Origin of the sequence: Streptomyces sp. AC1-42W, from assembly GCF_003248355.1 — a bacterium.
Lineage (GTDB): Bacteria > Actinomycetota > Actinomycetes > Streptomycetales > Streptomycetaceae > Streptomyces.
The window spans coordinates 3,148,883-3,174,259 of record NZ_QKWY01000001.1; the positions used below are offsets into that span (position 1 = coordinate 3,148,883).

19 protein-coding genes and 2 pseudogenes are annotated in these 25,377 nt (G+C 68.0%); 12 read left to right on the plus strand and 9 right to left on the minus strand.

What is annotated here, in order from left to right:
* The first annotated feature begins 145 nt into the window (after positions 1-145).
* The 8 genes and pseudogenes from DNK56_RS14505 (at position 146) to DNK56_RS14535 (ending at position 8,894) form a co-directional block, all read left to right on the plus strand.
* The gene (locus DNK56_RS14505; protein WP_397766361.1) at positions 146-424 is read left to right on the plus strand and encodes an integrase; all 279 of its coding nucleotides are present in this window, start codon (positions 146-148) and stop codon (positions 422-424) included.
* A 34-nt stretch (positions 425-458) separates the two neighbouring features.
* A pseudogene (locus DNK56_RS36715) lies at positions 459-563 on the plus strand (HipA family kinase); the annotation flags it as partial.
* A 609-nt stretch (positions 564-1,172) separates the two neighbouring features.
* A complete protein-coding gene (locus DNK56_RS14510; RefSeq protein WP_111329449.1) occupies positions 1,173-2,336 on the plus strand; it encodes an IS4 family transposase in 1,164 nt (387 codons plus the stop codon).
* 292 nt (positions 2,337-2,628) lie between these two features.
* Entirely contained in the window at positions 2,629-4,578 is a 1,950-nt protein-coding gene (locus DNK56_RS14515) for a KAP family P-loop NTPase fold protein (protein WP_111334123.1), read from the plus strand.
* A 120-nt stretch (positions 4,579-4,698) separates the two neighbouring features.
* Complete coding sequence (locus DNK56_RS14520) at positions 4,699-5,292, plus strand: hypothetical protein (protein WP_241989868.1); 594 nt, start codon at positions 4,699-4,701, stop codon at positions 5,290-5,292.
* Positions 5,289-6,623: a Qat anti-phage system QueC-like protein QatC gene (qatC, locus tag DNK56_RS14525; protein WP_111334126.1), complete on the plus strand. Its 1,335-nt coding sequence runs from the start codon at positions 5,289-5,291 to the stop codon at positions 6,621-6,623. The genes DNK56_RS14520 and qatC overlap by 4 nt, the downstream gene beginning before the upstream one ends.
* Positions 6,620-7,369, plus strand: coding sequence for a TatD family hydrolase (locus DNK56_RS14530; protein WP_111334128.1), 750 nt, complete (start codon positions 6,620-6,622; stop codon positions 7,367-7,369). Before qatC ends, DNK56_RS14530 begins: the two co-directional genes overlap by 4 nt.
* A gap of 256 nt (positions 7,370-7,625) precedes the next feature.
* The gene (locus DNK56_RS14535) at positions 7,626-8,894 is read left to right on the plus strand and encodes an ISL3 family transposase (protein WP_111334130.1); all 1,269 of its coding nucleotides are present in this window, start codon (positions 7,626-7,628) and stop codon (positions 8,892-8,894) included.
* Positions 8,895-9,016: 122 nt separating this feature from the next.
* On the opposite strand, the gene DNK56_RS14540 is transcribed toward DNK56_RS14535, so the two are convergent.
* Positions 9,017-9,346: a hypothetical protein gene (locus DNK56_RS14540; RefSeq protein WP_111330414.1), complete on the minus strand. Its 330-nt coding sequence runs from the start codon at positions 9,344-9,346 to the stop codon at positions 9,017-9,019.
* 87 nt (positions 9,347-9,433) lie between these two features.
* Between DNK56_RS14540 and DNK56_RS14545 the strand changes: the two genes are divergently transcribed.
* The 3 genes from DNK56_RS14545 to DNK56_RS36575 all read left to right on the plus strand — a co-directional run bounded on the left by DNK56_RS14545 (position 9,434) and on the right by DNK56_RS36575 (position 12,647).
* Entirely contained in the window at positions 9,434-10,288 is an 855-nt protein-coding gene (locus DNK56_RS14545; RefSeq protein WP_241989869.1) for an IS630 family transposase, read from the plus strand.
* Between the two features lie 140 nt (positions 10,289-10,428).
* Positions 10,429-12,198 carry an IS1634 family transposase gene (locus tag DNK56_RS14550; RefSeq protein ID WP_111334132.1) on the plus strand — a complete coding sequence of 590 codons (1,770 nt, stop codon included), beginning with the start codon at positions 10,429-10,431 and terminating at the stop codon, positions 12,196-12,198.
* A 221-nt stretch (positions 12,199-12,419) separates the two neighbouring features.
* Positions 12,420-12,647, plus strand: coding sequence for a hypothetical protein (locus DNK56_RS36575; protein WP_342211057.1), 228 nt, complete (start codon positions 12,420-12,422; stop codon positions 12,645-12,647).
* A gap of 16 nt (positions 12,648-12,663) precedes the next feature.
* On the opposite strand, the gene DNK56_RS14560 is transcribed toward DNK56_RS36575, so the two are convergent.
* The 4 genes and pseudogenes from DNK56_RS14560 to DNK56_RS14575 all read right to left on the minus strand — a co-directional run bounded on the left by DNK56_RS14560 (position 12,664) and on the right by DNK56_RS14575 (position 19,030).
* Positions 12,664-14,862 carry a hypothetical protein gene (locus DNK56_RS14560; RefSeq protein WP_241989870.1) on the minus strand — a complete coding sequence of 733 codons (2,199 nt, stop codon included), beginning with the start codon at positions 14,860-14,862 and terminating at the stop codon, positions 12,664-12,666.
* A complete protein-coding gene (locus DNK56_RS14565; protein ID WP_111334134.1) occupies positions 14,859-16,280 on the minus strand; it encodes a DUF2398 family protein in 1,422 nt (473 codons plus the stop codon). Before DNK56_RS14565 ends, DNK56_RS14560 begins: the two co-directional genes overlap by 4 nt.
* A pseudogene (locus tag DNK56_RS14570) lies at positions 16,280-17,740 on the minus strand (TIGR02677 family protein); the annotation flags it as partial. The gene DNK56_RS14565 and the pseudogene DNK56_RS14570, both read right to left, overlap by 1 nt.
* A 21-nt stretch (positions 17,741-17,761) precedes the next feature.
* Complete coding sequence (locus tag DNK56_RS14575) at positions 17,762-19,030, minus strand: ISL3 family transposase (RefSeq protein ID WP_111334130.1); 1,269 nt, start codon at positions 19,028-19,030, stop codon at positions 17,762-17,764.
* A 291-nt stretch (positions 19,031-19,321) separates the two neighbouring features.
* On the opposite strand from DNK56_RS14575, the gene DNK56_RS14580 reads away from it, so the two are divergent.
* Entirely contained in the window at positions 19,322-21,091 is a 1,770-nt protein-coding gene (locus tag DNK56_RS14580) for an IS1634 family transposase (RefSeq protein WP_111334132.1), read from the plus strand.
* A 369-nt stretch (positions 21,092-21,460) separates the two neighbouring features.
* Here the strand turns inward: DNK56_RS14580 and DNK56_RS14585 are convergent, their stop codons facing one another.
* Genes DNK56_RS14585 through DNK56_RS14600 form a run of 4 tightly spaced genes read right to left on the minus strand, consistent with a single transcriptional unit; the run spans position 21,461 to position 25,376 of the window.
* A complete protein-coding gene (locus DNK56_RS14585; protein WP_158558522.1) occupies positions 21,461-22,237 on the minus strand; it encodes a phosphotransferase family protein in 777 nt (258 codons plus the stop codon).
* A gap of 4 nt (positions 22,238-22,241) precedes the next feature.
* Complete coding sequence (locus DNK56_RS14590; RefSeq protein ID WP_158558521.1) at positions 22,242-22,721, minus strand: NUDIX domain-containing protein; 480 nt, start codon at positions 22,719-22,721, stop codon at positions 22,242-22,244.
* Between the two features lie 43 nt (positions 22,722-22,764).
* Positions 22,765-24,363 carry a hypothetical protein gene (locus DNK56_RS14595; RefSeq protein WP_111334140.1) on the minus strand — a complete coding sequence of 533 codons (1,599 nt, stop codon included), beginning with the start codon at positions 24,361-24,363 and terminating at the stop codon, positions 22,765-22,767.
* On the minus strand, positions 24,360-25,376 hold the full coding sequence (locus DNK56_RS14600) for a glycosyltransferase family 4 protein (protein WP_111334142.1): 1,017 nt from the start codon (positions 25,374-25,376) through the stop codon (positions 24,360-24,362). Before DNK56_RS14600 ends, DNK56_RS14595 begins: the two co-directional genes overlap by 4 nt.
* Position 25,377: the final 1 nt, after the last annotated feature.

The window sequence follows — 25,377 nt, forward strand, 5'->3', positions numbered from 1 at the left end:
GGACGACGGTCTCTGCCGGAGCGGTTCGGGGTGTCAGCAGCGATTCGGTCGATCGGCAGCAGGGTGCCGTCGAGGATCACCAAGGCCAGGCGGCTCGCGGTCCGCATGACCTGGGCCGGGCTGGGAGCGAGCGTGGCTCAGGAGTATCGCCCCACACGTGCTCCGGCACACCCGCGCCTCAGTCCTGCGGGAAGCCGGAGAGTCCGTAGTGACTCTGGCCCGGTGGCTCGGACACGCCTCGCCGACGATCACCCTCGGTTACTATGCTCACTTCATGCCGGAGGCTGGCAGCAAGGGGCGCGGTGTCGTCGACGGTCTGCTGGGGGAGAGGGGAGACCGGCTCAACAGCCGAAACCGCCCTGATTTGCGCCAGGGTCATCGACCGCAGGGTTCAGCCTCGACGCTCCAGAGAAGCGGTCCGTGAAGTGCGAGGCCGAAGAGATGGGTGGCCTGGGAAAGTGCTGGAGGAAGTCGTAGCGACCCGCTACGTCACGCCCCTGCGGGAGGGCGGTTCGCTCCCGGGCATCGTCGAGGCCGACGATCTCGGTACGTATGTAATGAAGTTGCCCACGTGGTGGCGCTGACCTGCATCGATGCGACTGTGCTCGCCGCTGACCTGCGCGGATAGATCTTTCAGCGTCTTTCGGGATCATGCTGCGTTACGCAGCCGATTCTCCCCACGCGCTCCCCAGGCCCGTCGATACTCCCCAGCGCCTCCCCAGGGGAAGCTGTTGCGGCGGGCTTGGGGGCACGGGACGTCATGCCGCCGGAGTCGGTGTCAAGGACACGTGGAGTGACTGCCTGCGAGAGCAGGGAAGGGGCCTGACGCCGAGCGGGCAGGTGCGGGGCGTGATCCTGGGCGCTGGCTGAGCAGTTCGTCTGCGAGGCAGCTGGCGTGCCGATCCTGTGGTGCTGCGCGCTGATGCCCCTGCTCGAGAGGTGAAGTGCGAACCGCATCTCCGTGGCGCGAGGGCCCAGGCGACCAAAAATGCGTATCAACGATTCGGGTCCCAATTCGGCCAGCTGCCCTTATGATCACGCAAACGCAGGGGGCCGCGGCCCCTGCGGTACGTGTGTGGGCAACGTCGCTCGCTTAGTTCATGATCGCGTAGAGTCTCGGTCTTGTGCCGAGAGATCACATAGTTGGTGAGACGTACCCGGAGCGGGTCCGGATGGGGGTGCTGTCGCGTACGTTCACGCCCGAGCTGGTCGACTTCGTGGTCGATGAGGCGGGGGCGCGCGAGGAGCGGACCCGGTCGTTGCCGGCCCGGCTGATGGTGTATTTCGTCCTGACGATGTGGCTGTTCAGCGGTGACGGATACGGCCTGGTGCTGCGGGAGTTGGTGGAGCACTGGCCGCGCCGGGCGCGGGAGGTGTGGCGTCCGGCGCGCACGGGGTCTCTGACAACGGCGCGGGCCCGGCTGGGTGCGGGGCCGCTGCGACTGCTCTTCGACCGGGTCGCCGGTTGCACCGGCACTGCGGCCACGCCGGGGGCTTTCTGGCGCGGGCTGCGGCTGACCTCCATGGACGGCACGCTGCTGGACGTTCCTGACAGCGAGGCGAACGCTGCCGCCTACACCCGTGCCTCCAACGGAAATCGGCCTGGACCGTACCCGCAGGTGAGGCTCCTCGCGCTGGTGGAGTGCGGCACGAAGGCGTTGATCGGTGCGGTCTTCGACTCCTTCGCCGTCGGCGAGCGCACCTTGGCCGCCCGCCTCCTGGTGCACCTGCGGGAAGGCATCCTGTTGATGGCCGACCGGGGCTTTCCAGCCTATGAGCTGTGGCGGGCAGCCGCGGTCACCGGGGCCGAACTCCTGTGGCGGGTCTCGGATTCCTTCACCCTGCGGCCGCATGAGGTTCTGGCCGACGGCACCTTCCTCACCCGCCTGAACGGGCCGCGCGGCGCCCGGATCACCGTGCGCGCCGTGGAGTACACCGTGGTCACCACCACGATCGGCGCGGACGGCGACAGTGAGGAGACCTCGGAGCTGTTCTGCCTGATCACCACGCTCCTGGACCCCGAGGCGGCACCCGCCGCAGAGCTGGCAGAGCTGTACACCGCCCGCTGGACCAGCGAGACGATCTTCAAGCACATCAAGATCGAACAGCGGGGAGGACGCACCGCGACCCTCCGGTCCAACAGTCCCGCCATGGTCGAGCAGGAACTGTGGGCCATGCTCTGCGTCTACCAGGCCGTACACGACCTGGCCGTGGACGCCGCCCACCACGCGAACCTCCCCGTCTCGCACATCAGCTTCAAGAACACCCTCGCCGCCGCCCGACGTTCCGTCGGCGCGGACTTTCCCCCCTCGGCAACTGGCCGCCAGGATCCGTGACATCCAGGCCGACCTGACCCGCGAGGCCGTCCGTCCCCGCCCCGGACGTGCCGCACCCCGCGCCACCAAACGCAGCACCACCGGATACCGCACCCTCAAACCGGACGAGCCCGCCACCACCAAGGTCACCCACACGATCAGCCTCTCGCTCTTCCCCGAAGAACGACGACCACGCAAGCCGCGGGCGAAGCCGAGACCCCTGCAACTCGCCCCGCAGGAAACGACGTCACCGACACTCAAAGACATGGCGACGGCCATCTAATAGAGCGACGTTGCGTGTGTGGGAGGCGGCATGTGGTCGGACAATGAGACGGATCTGGACCTGCTCGGTTTCGACTTCCTCGTGGACGAAATGGTTGTCGCACTTACCCAGCCACGGCTGCTACCGCTGACGATGGGGGTTACTGGCGGTTGGGGATCCGGCAAGAGTAGCCTGCTGAAGATCGTTGCCGCTGAGCTTGCCGGCCTTCCGGAGGGTGAGTCCGGACACTTTGTCGTCGTCTCCTTCAGCCCATGGCAATACGAAGGCTACGAGGACATCAAGGCCGCTCTGACGGAGGCAGTTCTCGCGCGACTTCAACAGGAGGTCGAGGCTGATGGCCCGCAGGCCGAGCAGGTGGGACGTCTCAGACGCATGGCCACGAGCTTGCGCCGGCCGGTCCAGATGCTTGTAGGAACGGCTCTCCCTGCCGGTGCCGCAATTGCCGCCGGCGCTTTGGACCCTGCCCTAGCGGATACAGCGTCCATGCTTGCGCAGGGCATGGTTGGCTCGATGGAATCGTCTCAGGGCTCCGCCGGGGATGGTCCGGACGCGGAGCCCCAGCCTGTTGCGGCGGGCGCGTTTCGACAGCAGTTCGCTGAACTGATGGAGTCCCTCCACAAGGTTCGGGCCGTGATTGTGATGATCGACGACTTGGACCGGTGTCTGCCGCACACCGTCGTGGACACCTTCGAAGCCATCCGACTCTTCCTGAATGTCGACAAGAGTGCGTTCGTCATCGCGGCCCACGCCGAAGTTGTGCAGGCAGCCATCGACCAGCGCTATCCAGGGCTGAGGCGTTCGGGGACTTCCGGGCTGGGGGCGGAGTACCTGGAGAAGATGCTTCAGGTTGAGATCAATATTCCGGCGCTTTCCGCGCCGGAGGCCGAAACCTATATGCACCTGCTCCTGTCCGAACTGTATCTGTCCCAAGATCAGTTCACGGTAGTGAAGGCAGCGGTTGACCAGCGGCGGCGCGGCAGCGCGCTCGGAGTGGCCTTGAACGTTGGCATGGCGGCAGACACTTTGGGGCCCGAGATGCCGCCGGAGCTGTACCAGGACATGATGTGGGCAGCAGCCGTCGCGCCGGTCCTCGGAAGCGGCTTGAGGGGTAACCCCCGCCAGATCAAGCGGTTCCTGAACACCTTGAAATTGCGACTGGCCAGCGCTGAGCGGCGCGGAACGACATTGGACGCAGCGATCCTCGCCAAGCTCATGGTGTTGGAAACCCAGTACCTGAGCGATTTCCAGAGGCTCTTCGACTGGCAGTCCGCTGGACCAATGAGCGGGGGAGAGAACTGGCTTGTCACAGCCGAACAGCGCTCCCGAGGTACATGGGTGGACGATGCCGATCCCGCACGGAACGAGGCGCCTCCTGCTTCCGGGGCCCGTCGTGCTGGGCAAGGTCAGGCCCGTCGCCCGTCGAGCCCGGAGATCGCACGCGCAGGCACTTTGGACGAGGAAGTGCGTACCTGGGCTGAGCAACATCACATCGACGCTTGGCTCAGGATGGAGCCAGCACTCGGTGGGAGGGATCTCGGTCCGTACTTCACTTTCGCGCGGGCCAAACTGACGCTCAGTGCCAACACGGCCCTCTTGTCGGCCCACATCCAGGAATTGCTCGGGCGCCTTCAGTCTGACGTGGCCTCGCGGCGTCGCGCAGCGGTGAGGCAGGCGGCGGAGAGCGTTGATGCGGCGGACCTCCCGACCCTCGTGGACCACCTTCTGCAGGCGGTCATGCGTGATCCTGCTGGTTCGGCCACGGACGGGGTGGCGGAACTGTGTGAGCGCATCCCCGCCGTTGCACCAGCTGTGTGTGAACGACTCAAAGTCATCCCGTTCGAGATCCTCCAGCCCAAGATCACTACTCTGGTACGTCGACTTCCCGAATCCGACCCCAATGTCAGTGCCCTTCTGGACGGGTGGCAGGCCAACCCGTCTGGGGGCTTCGTCAGGGCGGCTCGCCAGCGAGGACGGCACTGAGTGGGCACTTCCACGGACCGTACGAGTGGCTCCGGCGGGGCTTGGACGCCGCTGAAACACGCCGCCACCGCCTACACGCGTGACCTCAGCAGAGGGTCAGTGGCACGAAGCCGAGCCGCGGTGGTCCTCGCTCGTCATGTGCCGGTCTTGGGTGGGGCGGCTGCCGCCTCGGCCAGTGCCACAGCTGGCCGCACCACGGCACAGCGGCTGGGTGGCCTTCTGGCAGGGGTGGCCTCCGGTGGCCTGGGCGAGGCGCTGAGACAAGCATCCCTGGGTGATCTGATCGGACGTGACCGGTTCGAGGTCGTGGACGAACTGGTGACACAACTGGCCGGGGACGGAGGCGACCTGGATGGCCAAGCGGCTCGGGACGCGGTTTGCGATGTACTGGATGAGCTCTTCAGGGACGCCGAGTCCTGGGACGAGCTGGAGAACGAGGCAACCACACGGAACGACGTGGTGCGGCTTCTCGAACTGTTCTTGACGCATTACATCTACAACAGGGTGCCAGTGGTGGCAGAACGGTTGAGCACGATCGCCGATCCTGAGGCGGCTCGCCGCGCGGACCGGCAGATGCGCCAGGTCATCGAGGACTGTGTGGCCATCAGACTGCCCGAGAAGGCGTTGAGTATGGACTGGTCGGGGCCGGAGGGGCGCGCGGTCGTCGAGGAAGCGCTGGGCTTGGCCTACCAAGCGCTGGAAGGGCTGGCATGACACAGTTCACGGTGCGTACCGAGCAGTTTGCGGAGCCAGGCCCGCCGAGTGGTCTCCTCCTCGACTTCATGCCCGGCTTGCCGGGTGCCACGGTGCAGGCCGGTCGAGGGTTCTTCCGGTCCTTCGTGCCCACCCGGCAGGCGGCAGACCTGATGGTCATGGCGTTCGGTGCCTATGTCTCGGACCGAGCGAGCGAGCGCAGTAGAGCCGACGACGCGTGGACCCGGGACTTCGCCCTCGGGTTTCCAGTACATAACGTTGCCGACTGGCCGATCGAAACCGCGCAGGACATGTTGCGGTTCCTGACCGGCGACCGATGGACCCTGCAGCCACGCCCCCAAGACGCTCCGCCATTGCCACCGTACTCGGACGGGCAGGGCCAGATTGCCGCAGACGGTGTGTGTCTGTTCTCGGGTGGCCTGGATTCCCTGTGCGGCGTGATCGACCTTCTGGAGGAAGCGCCTGAGAGGCGGTTGTGCCTGCTCTCGCACTACGAAGGCGGGCAGACCTCTGCGGCCCAGACCCGGCTGTTCCGCCGGCTGAAGGCCCACTACGGGCAACGCGTGATCTCTCTACGCCTGTTCTTGAGGCCCGGACCCGCCCACCCAGTCCAGGCCAGACCTTTGTCTACTGGCCGCGAGACCACCACACGGTCACGGTCCCTGATGTTTCTGTGCACCGCCCTCGCGGTCGCCTCCTCCATTGGTCCGCACGTCCCGGTCTATCTGCCCGAGAACGGTTACATCGGCGTCAACGTGCCCCTGACCCGTGCACGGTCCGGCAGCTTCAGTACCCGTACCACCCATCCGCACTACCTAGCACTCCTTGATCAGGCCAAGCAGGCGATTGGTGTGCCCAATCCCCTCGTCAACCCTTACCGGCTGAGGACGAAGGGCGAGATGCTCACCGGTAGCCGCAACCGGACTCTCCTAAGCGAACTTGCGCCCAAGAGCATCTCCTGCTCTCACCCCGAGGTGGCCCGCTACGCGAAGAGGACGCAAGGCAACTGCGGCTACTGCTTTCCGTGTTTGATCCGCCGGGCATCGATGGCCCAAGCCGGATGGGACCGGGCTGAGCAGTACGCCTGGGACGCGCTCACCGACTCCGAACTGCTCGATCCCGACTCAGGACGCAGCTCCGATCTGCGTGCGGTGCTGGCCGGTACCCGTCCCGGCCGTCCCACCATCGACATCCTGCGCAACGGACCTTTGCCCCGTGATGAGCGGCGAGCGTACATCGAGGTCTGGCGCCGGGGCAGTGCCGAAGTCCGAACCTGGATCACCGCAGGTGCTCATGGACAGCTCGCACAGATCCTGGAGCACACCTCGTGAACCGCCTACTGGACACCCACTGCCACTTGACGGGCTACAAAGACGCCGCCGAAGTCCTGCGCGAAGCCGCCGACGCCTCGGTCGACATCGTGGCCGTCACCGAGGACCCCGGAGAGTACCGGCTGACGCGGACCCGGCTCGGCCGGCGGCCAGGTGTCTATACCGCGCTGGGGATGCATCCACTCCGAGCCCACAGCTTCACTCCAGCGGACCTGGCCCGTTTCATGCGCATGCTGCCCGAGGCCCCTTGGATCGGCGAGATCGGCCTCGACTACTCACCCGCTGGACGCAGTACGCGCCGCGTGCAACTGAGGATCTTCGAGGCCATCCTTGCAGATCCCCGCGCCTTGTCGGTGCCTATGACGGTCCACAGCCGGGGTGCCGAAGGGGATACTCTCACCCGCCTCGCGCAAAGCGGCGCCACCGCTGCGATCCTGCACTGGTATACAGGCCCCGCAAACCTGGTGGACGACGCCCTGGCAGCCGGACTCTGGTTTTCCGTAAACCCCGCCATGTGCCACTCCGCCAAGGCGCGCCGGGTGATCGACGCGCTCCCCGTCGACCGCGTCTTGTTGGAGACCGACGGTCCGTTCGCAAGACACCAAGGGCGGTCGGCCCGCCCTGCAGACCTGTCGGCCGTCATCACTTACCTTGCTGCGCGATGGGCCCTGGCTCCCGAAGCTGTCGTCTGCCAACTCCAGGCCAACCGGCTACAGCTTCTGGAAGGGGGCGGAGACAGGACGTGAAACGGATCGACGGCGTGGGGCGTGGGGCCTCCGCCCCCTCCGGCAGCCCCAGCTGAGCTTCCTTACAGAGTCCGTCCTTCCGAGAGCGATCGCTCGGTTTTTGCTGGTCAGATGCCGCGCCGGCCGAAAGCACAGGTTCAATTCCGGCTCTCCTGTCGCTTCCGTGGGTCGCTGACCTGGGGGTATGCGCAGAACACGCCGCACCCGGAGTACGTTTCGACTGCTGAAGGTACGAAACGGAAGAACCAGGTACGGCGTGCGGAACACGAGGATATGGGCCAGGCTGCTCGATGTCGAAAAGACGGTGATCGAGCAGGTCGAGGCCGAGGAGGCCGACAGCGGCGACGATCTGGTGATCGTCGCTCATGCCCGTCCGGCTCGGGGACGGCGGCAGCGGTGCGGGGTGTGCGGCCGCAAGGCGGCGAAGTACGACGCCGGAGAGGGACGCCGTCGCTGGCGGGCCCTGGACGTCGGGGTACTCAAGGCGTTCATCGAGGCCGACGCGCCGCGGGTGTCCTGCCCCGAGCACGGGGTGACCGTGGCGGCGGTGCCCTGGGCCCGGCACCGGGCCGGCCACACCTACGCCTTCGACGCGCAGGCCGCCTGGCTGGCCACCTGCTGCTCGAAGACGGCCGTCACCCGGCTGATGCGGATCGGATGGCGCACGGTCGGCGCCGTGGTCGCCCGGGTCTGGTCGGATGCCGAGGCGCAGGCCGACCGGCTGGCCGGACTGCGGCGGATCGGGATCGACGAGATCAGCTACAAGAAGCGGCACAAGTACCTGACTGTCGTCGTGGACCATGATTCGGGCCGTCTGCTGTGGGCCGAACCCGGGCGGGACAGGGCCGCCTTGAACAAGTTCTTCGACCTCCTCGGCCCTGAACGCTCCGCGGGGATCACGCATGTGTCGGCCGACGCGGCGGACTGGGTCACCGGCCCGGTTGCCGCACACTGCCCCGACGCTGTGCGCGTGATGGACCCCTTCCACACGGTGAAGTGGGCGACCGACGCCCTGGACGTCGTGCGCCGTGAGGTCTGGAACGCCGAGCGCAAGGGCAAGGGCCGGGCCACGCCGGGATCGAAGTCGCTGAAGAAGGCCCGCTTCGCGCTGTGGAAGAACCCCGAAGATCTCACGCAGTACCAGCGTTCCCAGCTGGAGTTCGTCGCCAAGGCCCATCCCGTCCTCCACCGCGCCTACCTCCTGAAGGAGGGACTCCGTCTCGCCCTGAAGTCCGGCACCGACACCCCCGAGGCTCTGTGGGACTGGGTGCTGTGGGCCCGCCGCTGCCGCATCGACGCCTTCGTCGACCTGCAACGCTCCATCGTCCGGCACTGGGACGCGATCACCGCAGCGGCCGAGCACGGCCTGTCCAACGGACTCGTCGAATCGATGAACACCAAGATCCGGCTCATCACCCGCATCGCCTTCGGCTTCAAGAACCCCACCGCCCTCATCGCCCTCGCCATGCTCAGCCTCGGCGGACACCGACCCCACCTACCAGGACGTCAACCCGCGAACCGATGACCCACGGATCCGACAGGAGAGCCTCAATTCCGTCTCCCGCTGTCAGTGCCGCCCTCTAAGTGGTCGGCTCCGTAAGTCCTTCGGGGGTTGACTTCGGATCCGGCGTTGTGCCTGGTAGTGGGTCAGATGTCGACTGCAGCGATGTGGAGCTCGCAGGCGCAGTCGAGCGCCTCCGCGGGGGTGCCGGTGGGGCTGCCGGTGGGCAGCAGGGAGTCTTCGTAGCGGTCGCCACTGGCGTAGTAGGGGGCGAAGCCCCACCTCTTGCTGACGGTGCCGGTGTAGCGCAGTCGCATCAGCTTGACCCGTTCGCCGTCGGCCAGTTCGGCCTCCACGTAGGCGAACGCTCCGCGGTGTCGGACATGCAACTGCGCAATCTGGGGCCAGACGGCGCGGGCCTGCTCGCCGAGGCGGGCTTCCAGCGAGAGGCGGGTGTGTTCCGAGGGCGTGGGCATGGCGCCCATCCTGCCCGAGGGGCCACGGACCGGATACGGCAAGCTTCGGCCTGTTGTGATCCACTTCTCCGGATTGGCCCGCCTGCATTGCCTGTTGCCGTCGCCCGCACGATCACCCTGCGCGCCGCCGAGCGCGAGCGACTGAAGCTGATGGCCTACGGCCACAAGACCGAGTACCGGCTGCGGATGCGCGCGCAGGTGGTGCTGCACGCGGCGCGCGGACGCGCCAACGCGCGCATCGCCCGGGAGACGGGTCTGCATCTGGACACGGTCCGCCGCTGGCGCGGCCGGTTCGCCGAGCACGGGCTCGCCGGGCTGGGCGACCTCGACCGGTCGGGCAGGCCCCCCTCGTTCACCGCGCTCCAGGCCGCCCAGGTCAAGGCTCTGGCCTGCCGGCTGCCCGCCGAGACAGGGGTGCCGCTGGCGCGTTGGTCGTGCCCGGAGCTTGCCCGCGAAGTCGTCGCCCGGTCCATCGCCAGCTCGATCTCCGCCTCCACTGTCCGTCGCTGGCTGGGCGACGACGCGATCAAACCGTGGCAGTACCAATCCTGGATCTTCGTCACCGACCCGGACTTCCGCCCGAAGGCCGAGCGTGTACTGGACCTGTATGCCCGTACCTGGCGGGGCGTCCCGCTCGGCGACGACGAGTACGTCATCAGCGCGGACGAGAAGACCTCCATCCAGGCCCGCTGCCGCTGTCATCCGACCCTGCCGCCCGGCCGGGCCCGCGCGATGCGCGTGAACCACACCTACCGGCGCGGCGGCGCCCTGGCCTACCTGGCCGCCTACGACGTCCACTCCGCGAAAGTGTCCGGCCGCTGCGAGCCGACCACCGGCATCACCCCGTTCATGAACCTGGTCACCCAGGTCATGACCCGCGAGCCCTACGCCAGCGCGAAACGCGTGTTCTGGATCGTCGACAACCCTGCGTTCCGCAGCTAATCGGGGATCCTGGACACGGATGACGGCGTTGTCGCAGGTCACTGGGTTCCGGCCTGGTGGAACAACCGGAATCTCCTAGTAACACGTTCTGCGCGACTTCCCTGTATTGACCTGTGGTGTTGCTGTTAAGGTCTGGAACCATGTACGTACGGGCGACGACGCGGAAGAACAAGGACGGCTCGTCCGTGCGCTATCTGCAGCTGGCGCACAACCAGTGGGACGCTGCCGCCGGCACCTCGCGCCCGCAGGTCCTGCACAACTTCGGCCGCGAGGACCGTCTGGACCGGGCGGCCATCGAGCGGCTGGTCACCTCGCTGACCAAGCTGCTCGAGCCGGCTGCCGCACTGCGGGCCACATCCGGCTCGGAGCTGACGTTCCTGGCCTCCCGCCCGATGGGCGGCGCCCACGCCCTGGACGGCTTGTGGCACCGCATCGGGATCGACACGGTGATGAAGAAGCTCCTCAAGGGCCGCCGCCTGGACCCGGCCGCGGAGCGGGTGCTGTTCGCGCTGGTCGCCAACCGGGCCCTGGCCCCGAGTTCCAAGCTTGCCGCGACTCGCTGGATCGAGCACGACAGCCACATCCCCGGCCTGCCCGCCACCAGCGAGGACGCCTGCTACCGGGCGATGGACTGGCTGCTGACCATCGAAGACAAGCTTGCCGAAGAGGTCTACTGGTCCGTCGCCGACCTCCTCAACCTCGAAGTCGACCTGCTGTTCTTCGACACCACCAGCACCTACTTCGAGACCGGCGAGCCCGACACCCCCGCCGCCCGCGACGAGCACGGACGCCTCCTTCACCCGCAGACCGACCCGGACGCCCAGCCAGACAACCACGATCACGACGGCGACGGCGACGGCGACGGCGACGGCGACGGCGAGGAGAACGTGAAGTCGTTCCGGGCGTACGGCAAGAGCAAGGACCACCGCCCGGATCTTCCACAGGTCGTCATCGGCATGGCGGTCACCCGCACCGGCATCCCGATCCGCGTCTGGTCCTGGCCGGGGAACACCGGGGACTCCGCGCTGATCCGCCAGGTCCGCGAGGACCTGCGGGAATGGAAACTGACCCGGGTTGTCTGGGTCGCCGACCGCGGCTTCGCCTCCGAGAAGAACCGCCGCTTCCTGCAGCGAGCCGGCGGCCACTACATCCTGGGCGAGAAGATCCGCTCCGGCTCACCCGCCGCCCAAGCCGCCCTCTCCCGGCAGGGACGCTATGCTCACGTCGCCGACAACATGCAGGTCAAGCAGGTCCAACTCGACGACACCGCCGACCGGTTCGTGATCTGCCACAACCCCGAACAGGCCAAACGCGACGCCGCGATCCGCAGCGACCTCCTCGCCCAGCTCGGCGAGACGATCGCCGACACCGACAAGCTGAGCGCGACCAAGCGCGCCGAACTGCGCGGCCGGCTGTCCACCAAGCCCGGCCTGAACCGGTTCCTGCGCGTCACCCCGAAGGGGCTGCTGCGGATCGACAAGGCGGCGATCAAGGCCGAGGAGCGCCTGGACGGCAAGTTCCTCCTGCGCTGCAGCGACCCGCACCTGTCCCCGGAAGACATCGCGACCGGCTACAAACAGTTGCTGGAAGTGGAACGCGGCTGGCGCGACATGAAGACGATCATCGATCTGCGGCCCGTCTACCACCGCAAGGAAGACCGGATACGCGCCCATGTCCTGCTCTGCTGGCTCACGTTGCTCCTGATCCGCATCGCCGAGACCACCTGCGGCGACACCTGGCTGAACCTGCGCGAGGAACTCGAACGCATCCACGTCGGCACCTTCACCGGCCCCGCCGGGACCTTCCGCCAGCGCACCGAGACCAGCCCCACCCAGCGCGACATCCTCGCCAAGCTCAAGATCCCCGAGCCCAAGCGCATCATCACCCTGGAACCCGGCACACCCGCCTGACCTGCATGAACGCTCCCGCCTAGACACACGCCGATCCGGCGTGCGCTCTGGCATATCCGCAGGTCAACCCCCAGATTCGTGTACTAGAGCGCCACCTCAGCTGCGGAACTCAGGACAACGGCTCCTCCCACCGCGGCAAGAAGGCCGCCGACCGACTGTCGGACGCGTTCCCGAACGCGGTCCTGGTCCACACCCCGGTGCACGCCTCCTGGCTGAACCAAGTGGAAATCTACTTCTCCGTCGTCCAGCGCAAGGTCGTCTCGCCCAACGACTTCACCGACCTCACCCAGGTCACAGACCGGCTCCGAGAATTCGAAGACCGCTACAACGCCACGGCACAGCCGTTCCAGTGGAAGTTCACCACCTCCGACCTGGACGATCTGCTGGCCAGACTCGACCAGCACCCCGCCGGCCGACACGAAGAATCCTCCGCCGCCCCGGCACCATGATCAACCCCCGAAGGACTTACGGAGCCGACCACTTAGGATGCGCACCGATCTGGATGCCGAGGCAGAAGTGCGAGCCGGTCGTGACCGCAGGAGCGCGCAGCGCGCCGTCCGTCGCAGGGACGTCGTCCGTTACGGCGACGGACGCCAGGACAGCCTGTACGGCCGCGGCGGAGACGAGCTGCTGATCTTCGACGACCAGTACGTCGGCCAGGGTGCGTCCGGTCGGCCGCTGCGCGGGAGGCAGTGGGCGCAGATAGGCGTCGCCGACCTTGTCGTGCAGTGCCTGGTCGGTCAGCGCAAGGTCGGGGTGCAGCCAGGCGGTGAGCAGGCCGGCCGCGTACAGGGCGCCCTCCACCGCAGCCGCATGATCGTTGGGAACATCCTCGGCGAACCGCACAAGCTGCCACAACGGCGCACCGGGCCGCGCATCGCGGCTGGCGGAGCGCAGGTCACTGGACGGGGGAGCGTCGTCGCCTTCCGCTGCCACGGTGTCGCGCTCTGCTCGCCTGGATCGCAGGGCCTCCGCGACGTCGCTGTACTCTCGCTTCAAGGTCTCGACGCGGGTCAGAGCACTGGTGCGGCGCTGGTCGGTGAGGGAACGAAACTCCTCCGGCAGCGAGGCCGCTTCGGGTTCCCCCACCGCGGCGATGGCAGTACGCAGTACGTCACCGTCGGCGGCGACCAAGACCGCGGTGTCGTCACTGCCGCTCCAGCGGCTGATGAACTCCTCCAGCTCCTGGTCGGCCGTGGCGCGGACGATCTCGAGCTTCTCAGCTGCTGCGGCGGATTGCCGCTCGGTCTCGGTCAGCTCACCGCTCGCCGCGTCAGCGTGCTCCTGCTCGCGCTCCTGGTCCTTCGCGGCGTTCTCGGACGCGCTGAGGTGGACGCGTACGTCCTCCACTTCGCTGCGACGCGCAGCAACCCGGCCTGCCACGTCCGTGTCCAGATCGGCACCGAGATCCAGTGTGTCGTCGTCGTGCAGGACGCCGCAGCGGCGCGCCGCGTCCATGAGACTGTGGGTATGCCGAGAAGCGGCCTTGCGCAGCTCATCGTGTCTCAGGAGAGCCCGCTCAGCCTCCCCTTTGAGGGCAGCCAAGCCCTCCTGGGCCCGGTTGAGGTGGCGGCCACTCTCCGCGATGCCCTGGCGCTCGTTGCGTACGCGATCGCGCAGCTCCTCGAGACCGTTCTGCTGCTTGATAGCGTCGTGGTTCTTGTACTCGGCCAGGCTCGCGCTGAGCTCATTGCACCGGCGTTCGGCGGTATCGCGCTCATGCTGTGAGGAGGCCAGCTGCCGCTCGGCGGTGCGGTGGTCCTCCGCCGCCTCCATGATCGTCTCGCACTGCGCGGCTGTGTCCTGAATGCGCCCGGTGACCTGGTCCACGCGGTCACGGGCATGGGCGCGCAGATAACTGGTGTATTCACGCAGGAAGGTCCGGACCGCGGTGTCCGCCCCCGTCAGTGCGTTGAGGAGCGCTTGGATCTCGGCGAGGTTCTCGAAATCGCGGGCGGCCTGCAGGATGAGGTCCTCGTCGACGGGGCGCAGGCCGGCGGTGAGGGTGTCGGACACCTTGACCGGGTCGAGGTCCTTGGCCAGCAGAGGACGCCGTAGCTGGAGCAGAAGGTTGACCAGCTGGTTGTAGCGCTCGCGGCCCAGCCCGAACAGCCGGTCATCGATCGCCTCCCGGTACGCCTCCGCCGTAGCGTAGGTGGCTCCTTCACCCAGGAGCTTCTTCAGAGCGTTTTCCCGCAGCGGGCGCGAGGCGGCGTCCAGCAGGCCGAAGTCGATGCCGACACGGCCGTCGGTGACGAAGAAGAAGCGGGCCGGCGTGGACATCGGCTTGGTCACCCGCATGCCGATCCCCACGGTGACGGCTTCGAGGACCTCTCCGTCGGGTGCGGTGCGGGCGAACTCCATCCACACATAGCCGTATGCGGACTCCTGCCCTTTGTAGAGCAGGTTCGACTTCATGGTGCGCTCCTCGCCGCTGAACGGATCGAGACGCCTCGCGTCGAGGACACCGTCCAGGACCAAGGGGAAGAGAACCTCCAGGGCCTTGGTCTTGCCGGAACCGTTGTGCCCGCGCAGGACCAGGCGTCCGTCGGCGAAGACGAACTCCTCGTCGGTGTAGTCCCATAGGCCGATCACTCCGGCGCGGGTGGGCTTGAAGCGGACCTCCGACCGGTCAGCGGTGCGGGAGTGAGGGATGAGCGTCATCGAGAGGTTTCCTCAGTGGGGAAGTCAAGAGCGAACTGGCCGTCGTGCGCGGGGCGCGGTAGGACGGCGGTGATATTGCGGTAGCGGCCGGCCGCGGGCCGGACCAGAATCCCGCCGGGGACGATGTGGACCAGGCGCAGGTCCGCCAGGAGCGCGACCGCCTCCGCCAGTAGCCCGCCGGGATCGGCCTGCCACTTGTTGGTGAAGGACGAGGGGCCGAACTCCTCATAGAGCTCGGTGATCATCTGCTCCAGCGTGCCGTGTTCCACGAAGGGCAAGCCCGTCTGCCCCTCATGCTCCGGGGAGTCCGGATCGGCCTCGGCCGCGTGCTCGCCAGCATCCGCGTGCGGGTCGTGCGCCAAGGCTTCGAGCGTGCCCGCCTGCGGCAGGGCCATATCGATGCGGCTGAGCAGGACTGCGTGTTCCTCTTCTGGATCGGTGGGCAGGAGGTAGTGAAGGCTGCTGGCCCGGTCCGGGTCTTCCCGAAGGTCCGCGATCTTCGCGAGTATCAGCCCGGCAGTCCGGTTGACGGCTCCGCCGCGGCCGGGGAACCGCTTGTCCGTAAAGTGCCCTGTGGTGTCTACGAGCATGATGCCCTCGGCCCGGCGCTCGACAGGCAACCCGGTCAGCCGTGCGATGTCCTCGGCCAGGGTGGGCTGGCGCAGTGCTGTCGCGGTCTCCGCGTCGGTGTCGCTGAAGTAGACCACCGGGTACTCGATCAGCAGCCGACGGGCTCGCTGGGCAGCAAAGCGGCGACGGGGTTCGCGCCCGGTGCCGGCGGTCGGAGTGTCCAACAGCCCAGCAGCGCTGACCAGGTGCTGCAGCGGTTTGTTCGGCCGGAAAAGCGCCGCGCAGGTGTCGTGGTCGATGTCGAACAGCGCGTCCCCGCGGTCGTGGTCACGGGCCCAGTCCTCCATGGAGCCATCGGAGATCCGCAATGCACCCCGGTCGATGAGCCAGTCCATCACGTCAACGACCGCGTCCTTGTGACCTGGTGCGGTCGCATCGAAGCCCAAGTGCTCGATCGTGTTCGCGGACGGCGTGAGCAGTTTGACGAGATCGGCGAGATTGATCTCGACGCGCGACCTGTGCAGGCAGGCCAAGATCAGACAGAGGTAGGCCAGCCGCCGCCGGTCGAAGGGTCGCTTGCTCTTCACCGTGAGGAACGCCTGGCTGGCGTCGAAGGCGTCCAGCCGCCGCAGCAGCCGTGCGTGGCGGGCGCTGGTCTGCAAGGAGTAGCCGAACAGGTCACGGAAGTCCTTGGCCAGTTCGTCGGCCCATTGCAGCACCAGCGCAAGCGCCTTGGCCCGCGGGTAGCTCTCGGTGACGATGCCATGCAGCAGCATGAGCCGGGCCGCTTGCTGGTACGAGCCAAGGTCTGCGGTCTCCACGGAGGCGGCTACGCGATGGGCGGGCATCAGGATTTCTCCGTTCGGCTTCGGCGCATCGCACCATGGGGCTTGATCTCCAGGGCGAAGCCGGGCAGGTGCAGCGTGCCGGTCTCGGTCCGCAGCTGGCTGCCGCGCTCGTTCGGGATCAGGCGCAGCGTCAGGACGTCGCTGCTGCCGGTGCCGGAACGCAGTCGGCCCGCGACGACCGTTCGCACCTGCAGGGCACGGGTTAGTAGCTTGAGCACGGCGCGGGTCTCCGCCTCGTTCAGCACCCGGTCGTGCGGCCCATGGTCCAGGAGATCCTTCGCGGCCTCCCGGTCCGCGGCTCGATCCGCCAACTGCTGCTCACGTAGCCGGGCATGGGCACCACGGCGGGTACGGACCGGTTGCGGGCCACCCGGTGCTGGACGCTTGCCGTGCCGGAACAGGCTGATGCTGACCTCTACACCAGGCGCATCCCACCACGTCGTCCGCGGCGAGATCTGGTCATCGTCGTCGTGGGCACCCGATAGATGACGTACCGAGCGGAGGTCGAAGGCGGCGGACACGAGGGCGTTCGCAGCCTGCTCATCCGGCGCAGCCGCTGCCCAGGCGGCAAGATGCCGGAGTTGGGTGGTCCGGCTCACCCCTCCTCGACGTGACTCCGTCACCTGCCGCAGCAGGGCGATGACCCCCGAAATGGCCGTGCGCGTAGCGCCTTGCAAATGGGCGGCTTTGGTCTCCGCGGGGCCGTCCGCCAAGAACCATTGGCGCAGCCCGATCCAGCGCCGCCGCCAGTCCTCCAGGCGTGCGGACGGCCGCATCATAGGCCGCTCATCCACTGCGGCGGCCCGCTCCAGCAAGGTCTCGACCCCGGTGTCTTCCACCTCGTACACGGCCTCGGCCAGCCGGGGCGCGTAGCGCTCCAGTTCCGCTGTGAACTCACTCATGTGTGCCAGCAGCGCGTGCTTGTAGCGCAGGAACGTCTCAGGAGAGACATCTGTCGTGCGCGCCACGTCGTTCAGGGTCAGATAGAAGCGCGCCGCCCGCTGGGTCATGTCTTCCAGCACGCTGTCGAGGCGTGCGAGCTTGCGGTACACCTCGTCCCGGTCGCCTTCCCGGTTCGCTGTCGCCAGCGCCTTGAAGTCCGTCAGGATGTCGGCGAAGACCAGCCGCGACAGGTTCGCGTCCTGTACGCGGGAGCCGATGACCTCCTCCACCGCGCGGTAGACGCGGTAGCCGATCTCCGTGAACTGGTAGACCGATTGCCGGTTCCGGTATGCGGCAAGATTGCCGCACCGCAACGGATCTTCCACTCGATAGAGGACCTGCTCGTCGTCCGAGGAGAGGTTGTCGAGCATGCCCCGCAGATTCAGGTCCGCAGCAGACGGTACCTCGTCGTGCTCTGTGGCGAGCTCCTTCAGCGTGTTCGCCACGTCGTCAGGGTGAACCTGTAACTGGTGTACCGCTCGCAGTACGTTCATCGCACGCAGCACCCACAAATATGGCTCTCCTGTCGGATCCGTGGGTCATCGGTTCGCGGGTTGACGTCCTGGTAGGTGGGGTCGGTGTCCGCCGAGGCTGAGCATGGCGAGGGCGATGAGGGCGGTGGGGTTCTTGAAGCCGAAGGCGATGCGGGTGATGAGCCGGATCTTGGTGTTCATCGATTCGACGAGTCCGTTGGACAGGCCGTGCTCGGCCGCTGCGGTGATCGCGTCCCAGTGCCGGACGATGGAGCGTTGCAGGTCGACGAAGGCGTCGATGCGGCAGCGGCGGGCCCACAGCACCCAGTCCCACAGAGCCTCGGGGGTGTCGGTGCCGGACTTCAGGGCGAGACGGAGTCCCTCCTTCAGGAGGTAGGCGCGGTGGAGGACGGGATGGGCCTTGGCGACGAACTCCAGCTGGGAACGCTGGTACTGCGTGAGATCTTCGGGGTTCTTCCACAGCGCGAAGCGGGCCTTCTTCAGCGACTTCGATCCCGGCGTGGCCCGGCCCTTGCCCTTGCGCTCGGCGTTCCAGACCTCACGGCGCACGACGTCCAGGGCGTCGGTCGCCCACTTCACCGTGTGGAAGGGGTCCATCACGCGCACAGCGTCGGGGCAGTGTGCGGCAACCGGGCCGGTGACCCAGTCCGCCGCGTCGGCCGACACATGCGTGATCCCCGCGGAGCGTTCAGGGCCGAGGAGGTCGAAGAACTTGTTCAAGGCGGCCCTGTCCCGCCCGGGTTCGGCCCACAGCAGACGGCCCGAATCATGGTCCACGACGACAGTCAGGTACTTGTGCCGCTTCTTGTAGCTGATCTCGTCGATCCCGATCCGCCGCAGTCCGGCCAGCCGGTCGGCCTGCGCCTCGGCATCCGACCAGACCCGGGCGACCACGGCGCCGACCGTGCGCCATCCGATCCGCATCAGCCGGGTGACGGCCGTCTTCGAGCAGCAGGTGGCCAGCCAGGCGGCCTGCGCGTCGAAGGCGTAGGTGTGGCCGGCCCGGTGCCGGGCCCAGGGCACCGCCGCCACGGTCACCCCGTGCTCGGGGCAGGACACCCGCGGCGCGTCGGCCTCGATGAACGCCTTGAGTACCCCGACGTCCAGGGCCCGCCAGCGACGGCGTCCCTCTCCGGCGTCGTACTTCGCCGCCTTGCGGCCGCACACCCCGCACCGCTGCCGCCGTCCCCGAGCCGGACGGGCATGAGCGACGATCACCAGATCGTCGCCGCTGTCGGCCTCCTCGGCCTCGACCTGCTCGATCACCGTCTTTTCGACATCGAGCAGCCTGGCCCATATCCTCGTGTTCCGCACGCCGTACCTGGTTCTTCCGTTTCGTACCTTCAGCAGTCGAAACGTACTCCGGGTGCGGCGTGTTCTGCGCATACCCCCAGGTCAGCGACCCACGGAAGCGACAGGAGAGCCACAAATATGCGACAGGATCATCCCTGCGTTCCGCAGCTAATCGGGGATCCTGGACACGGATGACGGCGTTGTCGCAGGTCACTGGGTTCCGGCCTGGTGGAACAACCGGAATCTCCTAGTAACACGTTCTGCGCGACTTCCCTGTATTGACCTGTGGTGTTGCTGTTAAGGTCTGGAACCATGTACGTACGGGCGACGACGCGGAAGAACAAGGACGGCTCGTCCGTGCGCTATCTGCAGCTGGCGCACAACCAGTGGGACGCTGCCGCCGGCACCTCGCGCCCGCAGGTCCTGCACAACTTCGGCCGCGAGGACCGTCTGGACCGGGCGGCCATCGAGCGGCTGGTCACCTCGCTGACCAAGCTGCTCGAGCCGGCTGCCGCACTGCGGGCCACATCCGGCTCGGAGCTGACGTTCCTGGCCTCCCGCCCGATGGGCGGCGCCCACGCCCTGGACGGCTTGTGGCACCGCATCGGGATCGACACGGTGATGAAGAAGCTCCTCAAGGGCCGCCGCCTGGACCCGGCCGCGGAGCGGGTGCTGTTCGCGCTGGTCGCCAACCGGGCCCTGGCCCCGAGTTCCAAGCTTGCCGCGACTCGCTGGATCGAGCACGACAGCCACATCCCCGGCCTGCCCGCCACCAGCGAGGACGCCTGCTACCGGGCGATGGACTGGCTGCTGACCATCGAAGACAAGCTTGCCGAAGAGGTCTACTGGTCCGTCGCCGACCTCCTCAACCTCGAAGTCGACCTGCTGTTCTTCGACACCACCAGCACCTACTTCGAGACCGGCGAGCCCGACACCCCCGCCGCCCGCGACGAGCACGGACGCCTCCTTCACCCGCAGACCGACCCGGACGCCCAGCCAGACAACCACGATCACGACGGCGACGGCGACGGCGACGGCGACGGCGACGGCGAGGAGAACGTGAAGTCGTTCCGGGCGTACGGCAAGAGCAAGGACCACCGCCCGGATCTTCCACAGGTCGTCATCGGCATGGCGGTCACCCGCACCGGCATCCCGATCCGCGTCTGGTCCTGGCCGGGGAACACCGGGGACTCCGCGCTGATCCGCCAGGTCCGCGAGGACCTGCGGGAATGGAAACTGACCCGGGTTGTCTGGGTCGCCGACCGCGGCTTCGCCTCCGAGAAGAACCGCCGCTTCCTGCAGCGAGCCGGCGGCCACTACATCCTGGGCGAGAAGATCCGCTCCGGCTCACCCGCCGCCCAAGCCGCCCTCTCCCGGCAGGGACGCTATGCTCACGTCGCCGACAACATGCAGGTCAAGCAGGTCCAACTCGACGACACCGCCGACCGGTTCGTGATCTGCCACAACCCCGAACAGGCCAAACGCGACGCCGCGATCCGCAGCGACCTCCTCGCCCAGCTCGGCGAGACGATCGCCGACACCGACAAGCTGAGCGCGACCAAGCGCGCCGAACTGCGCGGCCGGCTGTCCACCAAGCCCGGCCTGAACCGGTTCCTGCGCGTCACCCCGAAGGGGCTGCTGCGGATCGACAAGGCGGCGATCAAGGCCGAGGAGCGCCTGGACGGCAAGTTCCTCCTGCGCTGCAGCGACCCGCACCTGTCCCCGGAAGACATCGCGACCGGCTACAAACAGTTGCTGGAAGTGGAACGCGGCTGGCGCGACATGAAGACGATCATCGATCTGCGGCCCGTCTACCACCGCAAGGAAGACCGGATACGCGCCCATGTCCTGCTCTGCTGGCTCACGTTGCTCCTGATCCGCATCGCCGAGACCACCTGCGGCGACACCTGGCTGAACCTGCGCGAGGAACTCGAACGCATCCACGTCGGCACCTTCACCGGCCCCGCCGGGACCTTCCGCCAGCGCACCGAGACCAGCCCCACCCAGCGCGACATCCTCGCCAAGCTCAAGATCCCCGAGCCCAAGCGCATCATCACCCTGGAACCCGGCACACCCGCCTGACCTGCATGAACGCTCCCGCCTAGACACACGCCGATCCGGCGTGCGCTCTGGCATATCCGCAGGTCAACCCCCAGATTCGTGTACTAGAGCGCCACCTCAGCTGCGGAACTCAGGTCATCGCGCTGCGTGAAGTTGAACAGTCGCAGGCGGTCGCCCACCGTCAATGAATCAAGATCGAATGACTCGGAGACTCCAGAGTCATCACGCTGGAACACTTACGCCGCCCCTCATCTCGGCACGCATGGGGCGATTGAAACCAAGTTCCTGGCCAACGATCTCCCAGAACTGTTGGATACGCAGAGTCGCCGCTCAGTAGCGGTGAACAGCGAGGGGCCTGCGAGAGGTCGTGGTTCACGAGGGAAGAAGTGGTTATAGCTCTCTCCCCAGGCGAGCCCGACCGCGCTGCCGTACGACCGGATCGGTGCTGAGGGCTGCGTCGGCGAGCTGATGAATGCGCCAGTACACCTGGACTCTGCGGACGGCGTCCGGAGCGGGCTGGCGGGCGACCTGAAGCACGTCGGTGGGGTTGGTCAGGTCGAGACGGACGGCGAGGCGGGCGAGGTCGGACAGCGGGTCGCCGAAGGCGGCGAGTTCCCAGTCCAGTAGCAGTGACCCGCCAGCCGCGGGCCTGACGAGGTGACCCGGCTGCAGGTCGTGGTGCAGCAGTCTGGGCTCGATGTCCAGGTTCGTCGTGTCGAGTTGGCGGCGGAGGGCCGCCGCGGCGGGCGCGAGGTCGGGTGCGGCAGTCGTGTACATATCGAGACGGCCGTGAAGGTAGCGGTGCCAGGTGCGGTACTGCCGGGCTCCGGCGAGCCGACCGGTATGGGGGCCCGTGATGCGATGGACGGCGGCGAGGGGGCCGACCAGCTCGTGAAGGAGCTGGCCGGCAGGGACGGGCTCAGCGTGGACCGCGGTCTGCGCGGTCCACGCCGGACTGCCCCCGGGACCGGACCCGAGGAGCTCGGGAGCCGGGGCACCGTGCATGGCGAGGAGGGCCAGAGCGGCAGCCTCGTTGGCGGCGCGGTTCGGGTCGTCGTAGTGCTTGAGTACATACGGCACTGGGCCGTCGACGTACCAGACGCGGTTGGCCTGTCCGGTCGTGATCTCTCGGGCACCGTCAGGGACCCTGCCGTCTATCGCCGCCACGGGTTCAGGCGACGTCGCCGAGATAGCCGGATGGGGGCTGGCCCGTGGCGAGGGCGGCGATCGGCTGCCGGAGGGCATGGGGCAGCAGGTTCAGACCGGGAACCTTCTCCAGTTCCACCCATTCCAGACCGGTCTGCACGTCATCTTCGGCGTGTCCGCCGAGGCGGCCGGGGTCGCCTTCGGGGGTGCAGTGGAAGATCGCTTCGATGCGGTGGGTGCCGGCCTCGGTGTCGGCATGGTCATGGTTAGCGCCGATGTACTCGCGCAGCCACAGAAGCTTGTCCACGGTGACGGTCAGGCCGGATTCCTCGTGGACCTCGCGGCGGGCGGTCTGGTTGAGGGGTTCGCCGGGGTTCTGGCCGCCGCCGGGCAGGAAGTAGCAGTCCTGGCCCTCCCAGTTGGCTCGTTGGAGCAGGACCTGACCATCGTGGACGACGACGGCTTTGGCGGAGGTGCGGATGGTGGGCGTGACAGGCTCGGCCACGAGTGGGCTCCAACTCTGCTTCGGTGGTGGGTAGGAAGGGTTGTCAGCGTTCAGTCTTGCCGAAACCGTGGTGGCGTCCGGCCGCCTTCGCGAAGATCAGCTGCCAGGGTCCGGCCAGTCGTACGAATGGCTGGAACGGGCTGGCTGCCACCAGCGATACAAGGTGTGCCGGGGACGTCCGGGGCGGGGCAGCGAGACCGGGCGGTGGGATGACGGCCGCGTGCAGGGCCGGGGCGAGGGCCAGTAGCCGGGCGGTGGCCACGGGGCCGTGCAGCAGCACGCCAGCCGCCGCGACTGCCGTCCAGACGGGCCCAGCCCACCAGGCGGACAGGACGGCCGCCGCCATCAGCGGGGCGCCGAGCAGCCAGGCGGCCTCGTCCGCCCACTCCCGGGCCACCAGGACCACCTTGGCTGGGCGGGAGAGGGCGGCGGGAAGGTGCGCGACGGCGGCGGCGTGGCGGTCCGGGCGGGCGGAGGCGGTGAAGGCCAGCGCGTGGAGGTTGGCCAGTCCGGAGGGTTCGGTGTAGGGCTCGTCGAGGACGGCGACGGTGGAGGCGGTGAGGTCGGCGCCGAGCAGGGATAGCCGGTGCCCGGTGCCGAGGTCTTCCATCGGTTCGGGGAAGCCGCCGAGCGCTCGGACGGCAGGGAGATGGACGGCCATGCCGCAGCCCACCCCGTACACCATGGGCCGCAGCCACATCCGTACGGTCTCCGGCAGACGGGAGGCGGCCAGGAAGCGGTGGAGGCGGACACGGGCGAGTTCGATGCCGAGGGAGCGCCGCAGTTGGTAGGCCCATTCCCCCTCCAACAGCAGACCGACCGGGCCGGCCGGAAAGGGGCGGCGGGCCAGCAGCGGCAGCCGCTGTTGCTGGATGAGGGCCGGGGCGTGTCGGGTGCGGGTCCGGTGTGCGGTGGCCTCGGTGGCGAACGCCTGGAGGGTGCGGCGGTCGGGGGCTGCGTCGGCGTCGTAGACCACTGCGTACGTGTCGTCAGCGTGCTCGTCCTCCCTCCACCCGAGCGGGCCGAGAACCCGCTGCAGGCGGTCGAGGGCGAAGTTGAGCTGTCCGGCCTTGCGTCCGCCGACATCGGGCTGGTGGAGGTGCACCAACGGCAGCCCTCTGTCCGGCAGGCGGGCGGTGAGTGCCGTCACGATGTCGGCGGTGGTCGGCTCGGTTTCGAACAGTTCGGTCAGCACCCGTAGCCGGTCGGCTGGTCGTTCGGCGTTGACCGTCTCGGCGACCTTGCGGCAGCGGATGGCCGGGAACAGGCCCCGCAACTGCTCTGCCTCCAGCGGGGCGTGGGCCGTCAGGGCCGCCAGCCGGTCGCGGTGTCCGGCGCGTGCGGAGACTTCGCGTTCGGTGGTGATGACCACGACGGCGGCGCGGTCGCGCGGGTAGTCCAGTGCCCTGAACGCGGTCACCGTCTCCTCCGCGATGGTCTGCTCGCGCAGCATCGGCAGTAGCACCACCAGCCACGGCACCGTGTCCTTCCCCGCCTGTGACCCCATGGGTGTGCTGCCGGCGGAGGCGAGGAGCCACCTCGCGCATACCTCGACCGCGATCAAGGCCCACAGCGCGCGGGCCAGCAGCAGTGTTAGCAGGACGGGCACGGTGGCCTGTAGCCACATCTCGGCCGCGGTCACCGTGCTTCCTCCATCAGTTGGTAGACGCTGCGCATTTGGTCGGCGACGAGGGGCCAGGCGAACTGTTCCGCCCGTTCGCGGGCGGAGGCCCGCCTGGCGGCGTGTGCGGTGGTGCCGGTCTCGGCGAGGACCTTCTCCACCGCCTCCGTCGCCGCAACGGCGTCGCCGGGTGGGGGGAGCTGGGCTGCCTCTCCCGTGTAGTGGCGGATGCCGCCGACGTCGGTGGCGACGACCGGCGTGCCGCAAGCCATCGCCTCCAGGAGCGCGTTGTTGGCGGTCGCGTCGAGTAGCGGCAGCAGCATCACGGCTGCCTTCCGGTACAGCGCGACCAGGGTCTGCTCGGCGACGCCTTCGAGGACGCGAGCGGCCGGGTGCCAGGCCCGGGTACGCGGCTGGCGGGTGACGACGACCAGCTCGACGCCGTCGCCGTAGCGGCGGTGCAGCCGCTCGTGGACCGCGTCCAGGACGTTCCAGTCCCGCAGCCACCAGCCGACGGTCAGCACCAGCGGCCGGTCCGACGGTGGTGGTGCGGGCGCCGGAGTGAAGGCGGTGATGTCGATCCCGTGGGGTACCAGGTGCACGCGGTCGGCGGGCACCAGGTCGGCGAAGAACGCCTGCTGGTGCGGGTCGAGGACGACGATGTGTTCGGCAGTCGGCGCGAGCTTTCGCCACGTGCGGGCCGGCAGGTGTTGCTGGAGGTGTGCGGGCGGCTGGTGATAGGTGACGGCGGTCGGGCCGAGGCGGCGGCGGGAGAACCAGTATTGCTCGTCCCCGTACAGCACGTGGGCGGCCGAGCGAGAGGCCAGCAGGTACAGGTCGGTGGCGCAGTGCTCGGCCGGGTAGAAGGGCAGCGGGCAGCTTCGGGCGAGCAGGCGGTGGGCCTGTCCGGTTGCCCTGGTGGCGAGGGGGCCGGCGGGTGGGGTGATGCGGCGAACTTCGGGGAGATGGTCGAGAAGGCGGTCATAGCCGCCGTGGGCGGTGTGCCAGGGGACGCGGACGACGGAGGCGATCACG

Bases quoted from the DNA above. Each gene is read 5' to 3' on its own strand.
- DNK56_RS14560 (WP_241989870.1), bottom strand. From the start codon at position 14,862: ATGACGCTCATCCCTCACTCCCGCACCGCTGACCGGTCGGAGGTCCGC.
- DNK56_RS14565 (WP_111334134.1), bottom strand. From the start codon at position 16,280: ATGCCCGCCCATCGCGTAGCCGCCTCCGTGGAGACCGCAGACCTTGGC.
- DNK56_RS14510 (WP_111329449.1), top strand. From the start codon at position 1,173: ATGGGGGTGCTGTCGCGTACGTTCACGCCCGAGCTGGTCGACTTCGTG.
- DNK56_RS14515 (WP_111334123.1), top strand. From the start codon at position 2,629: ATGTGGTCGGACAATGAGACGGATCTGGACCTGCTCGGTTTCGACTTC.
- qatC (WP_111334126.1), top strand. From the start codon at position 5,289: ATGACACAGTTCACGGTGCGTACCGAGCAGTTTGCGGAGCCAGGCCCG.
- DNK56_RS14540 (WP_111330414.1), bottom strand. From the start codon at position 9,346: ATGCCCACGCCCTCGGAACACACCCGCCTCTCGCTGGAAGCCCGCCTC.
- DNK56_RS14580 (WP_111334132.1), top strand. From the start codon at position 19,322: ATGTACGTACGGGCGACGACGCGGAAGAACAAGGACGGCTCGTCCGTG.
- DNK56_RS14550 (WP_111334132.1), top strand. From the start codon at position 10,429: ATGTACGTACGGGCGACGACGCGGAAGAACAAGGACGGCTCGTCCGTG.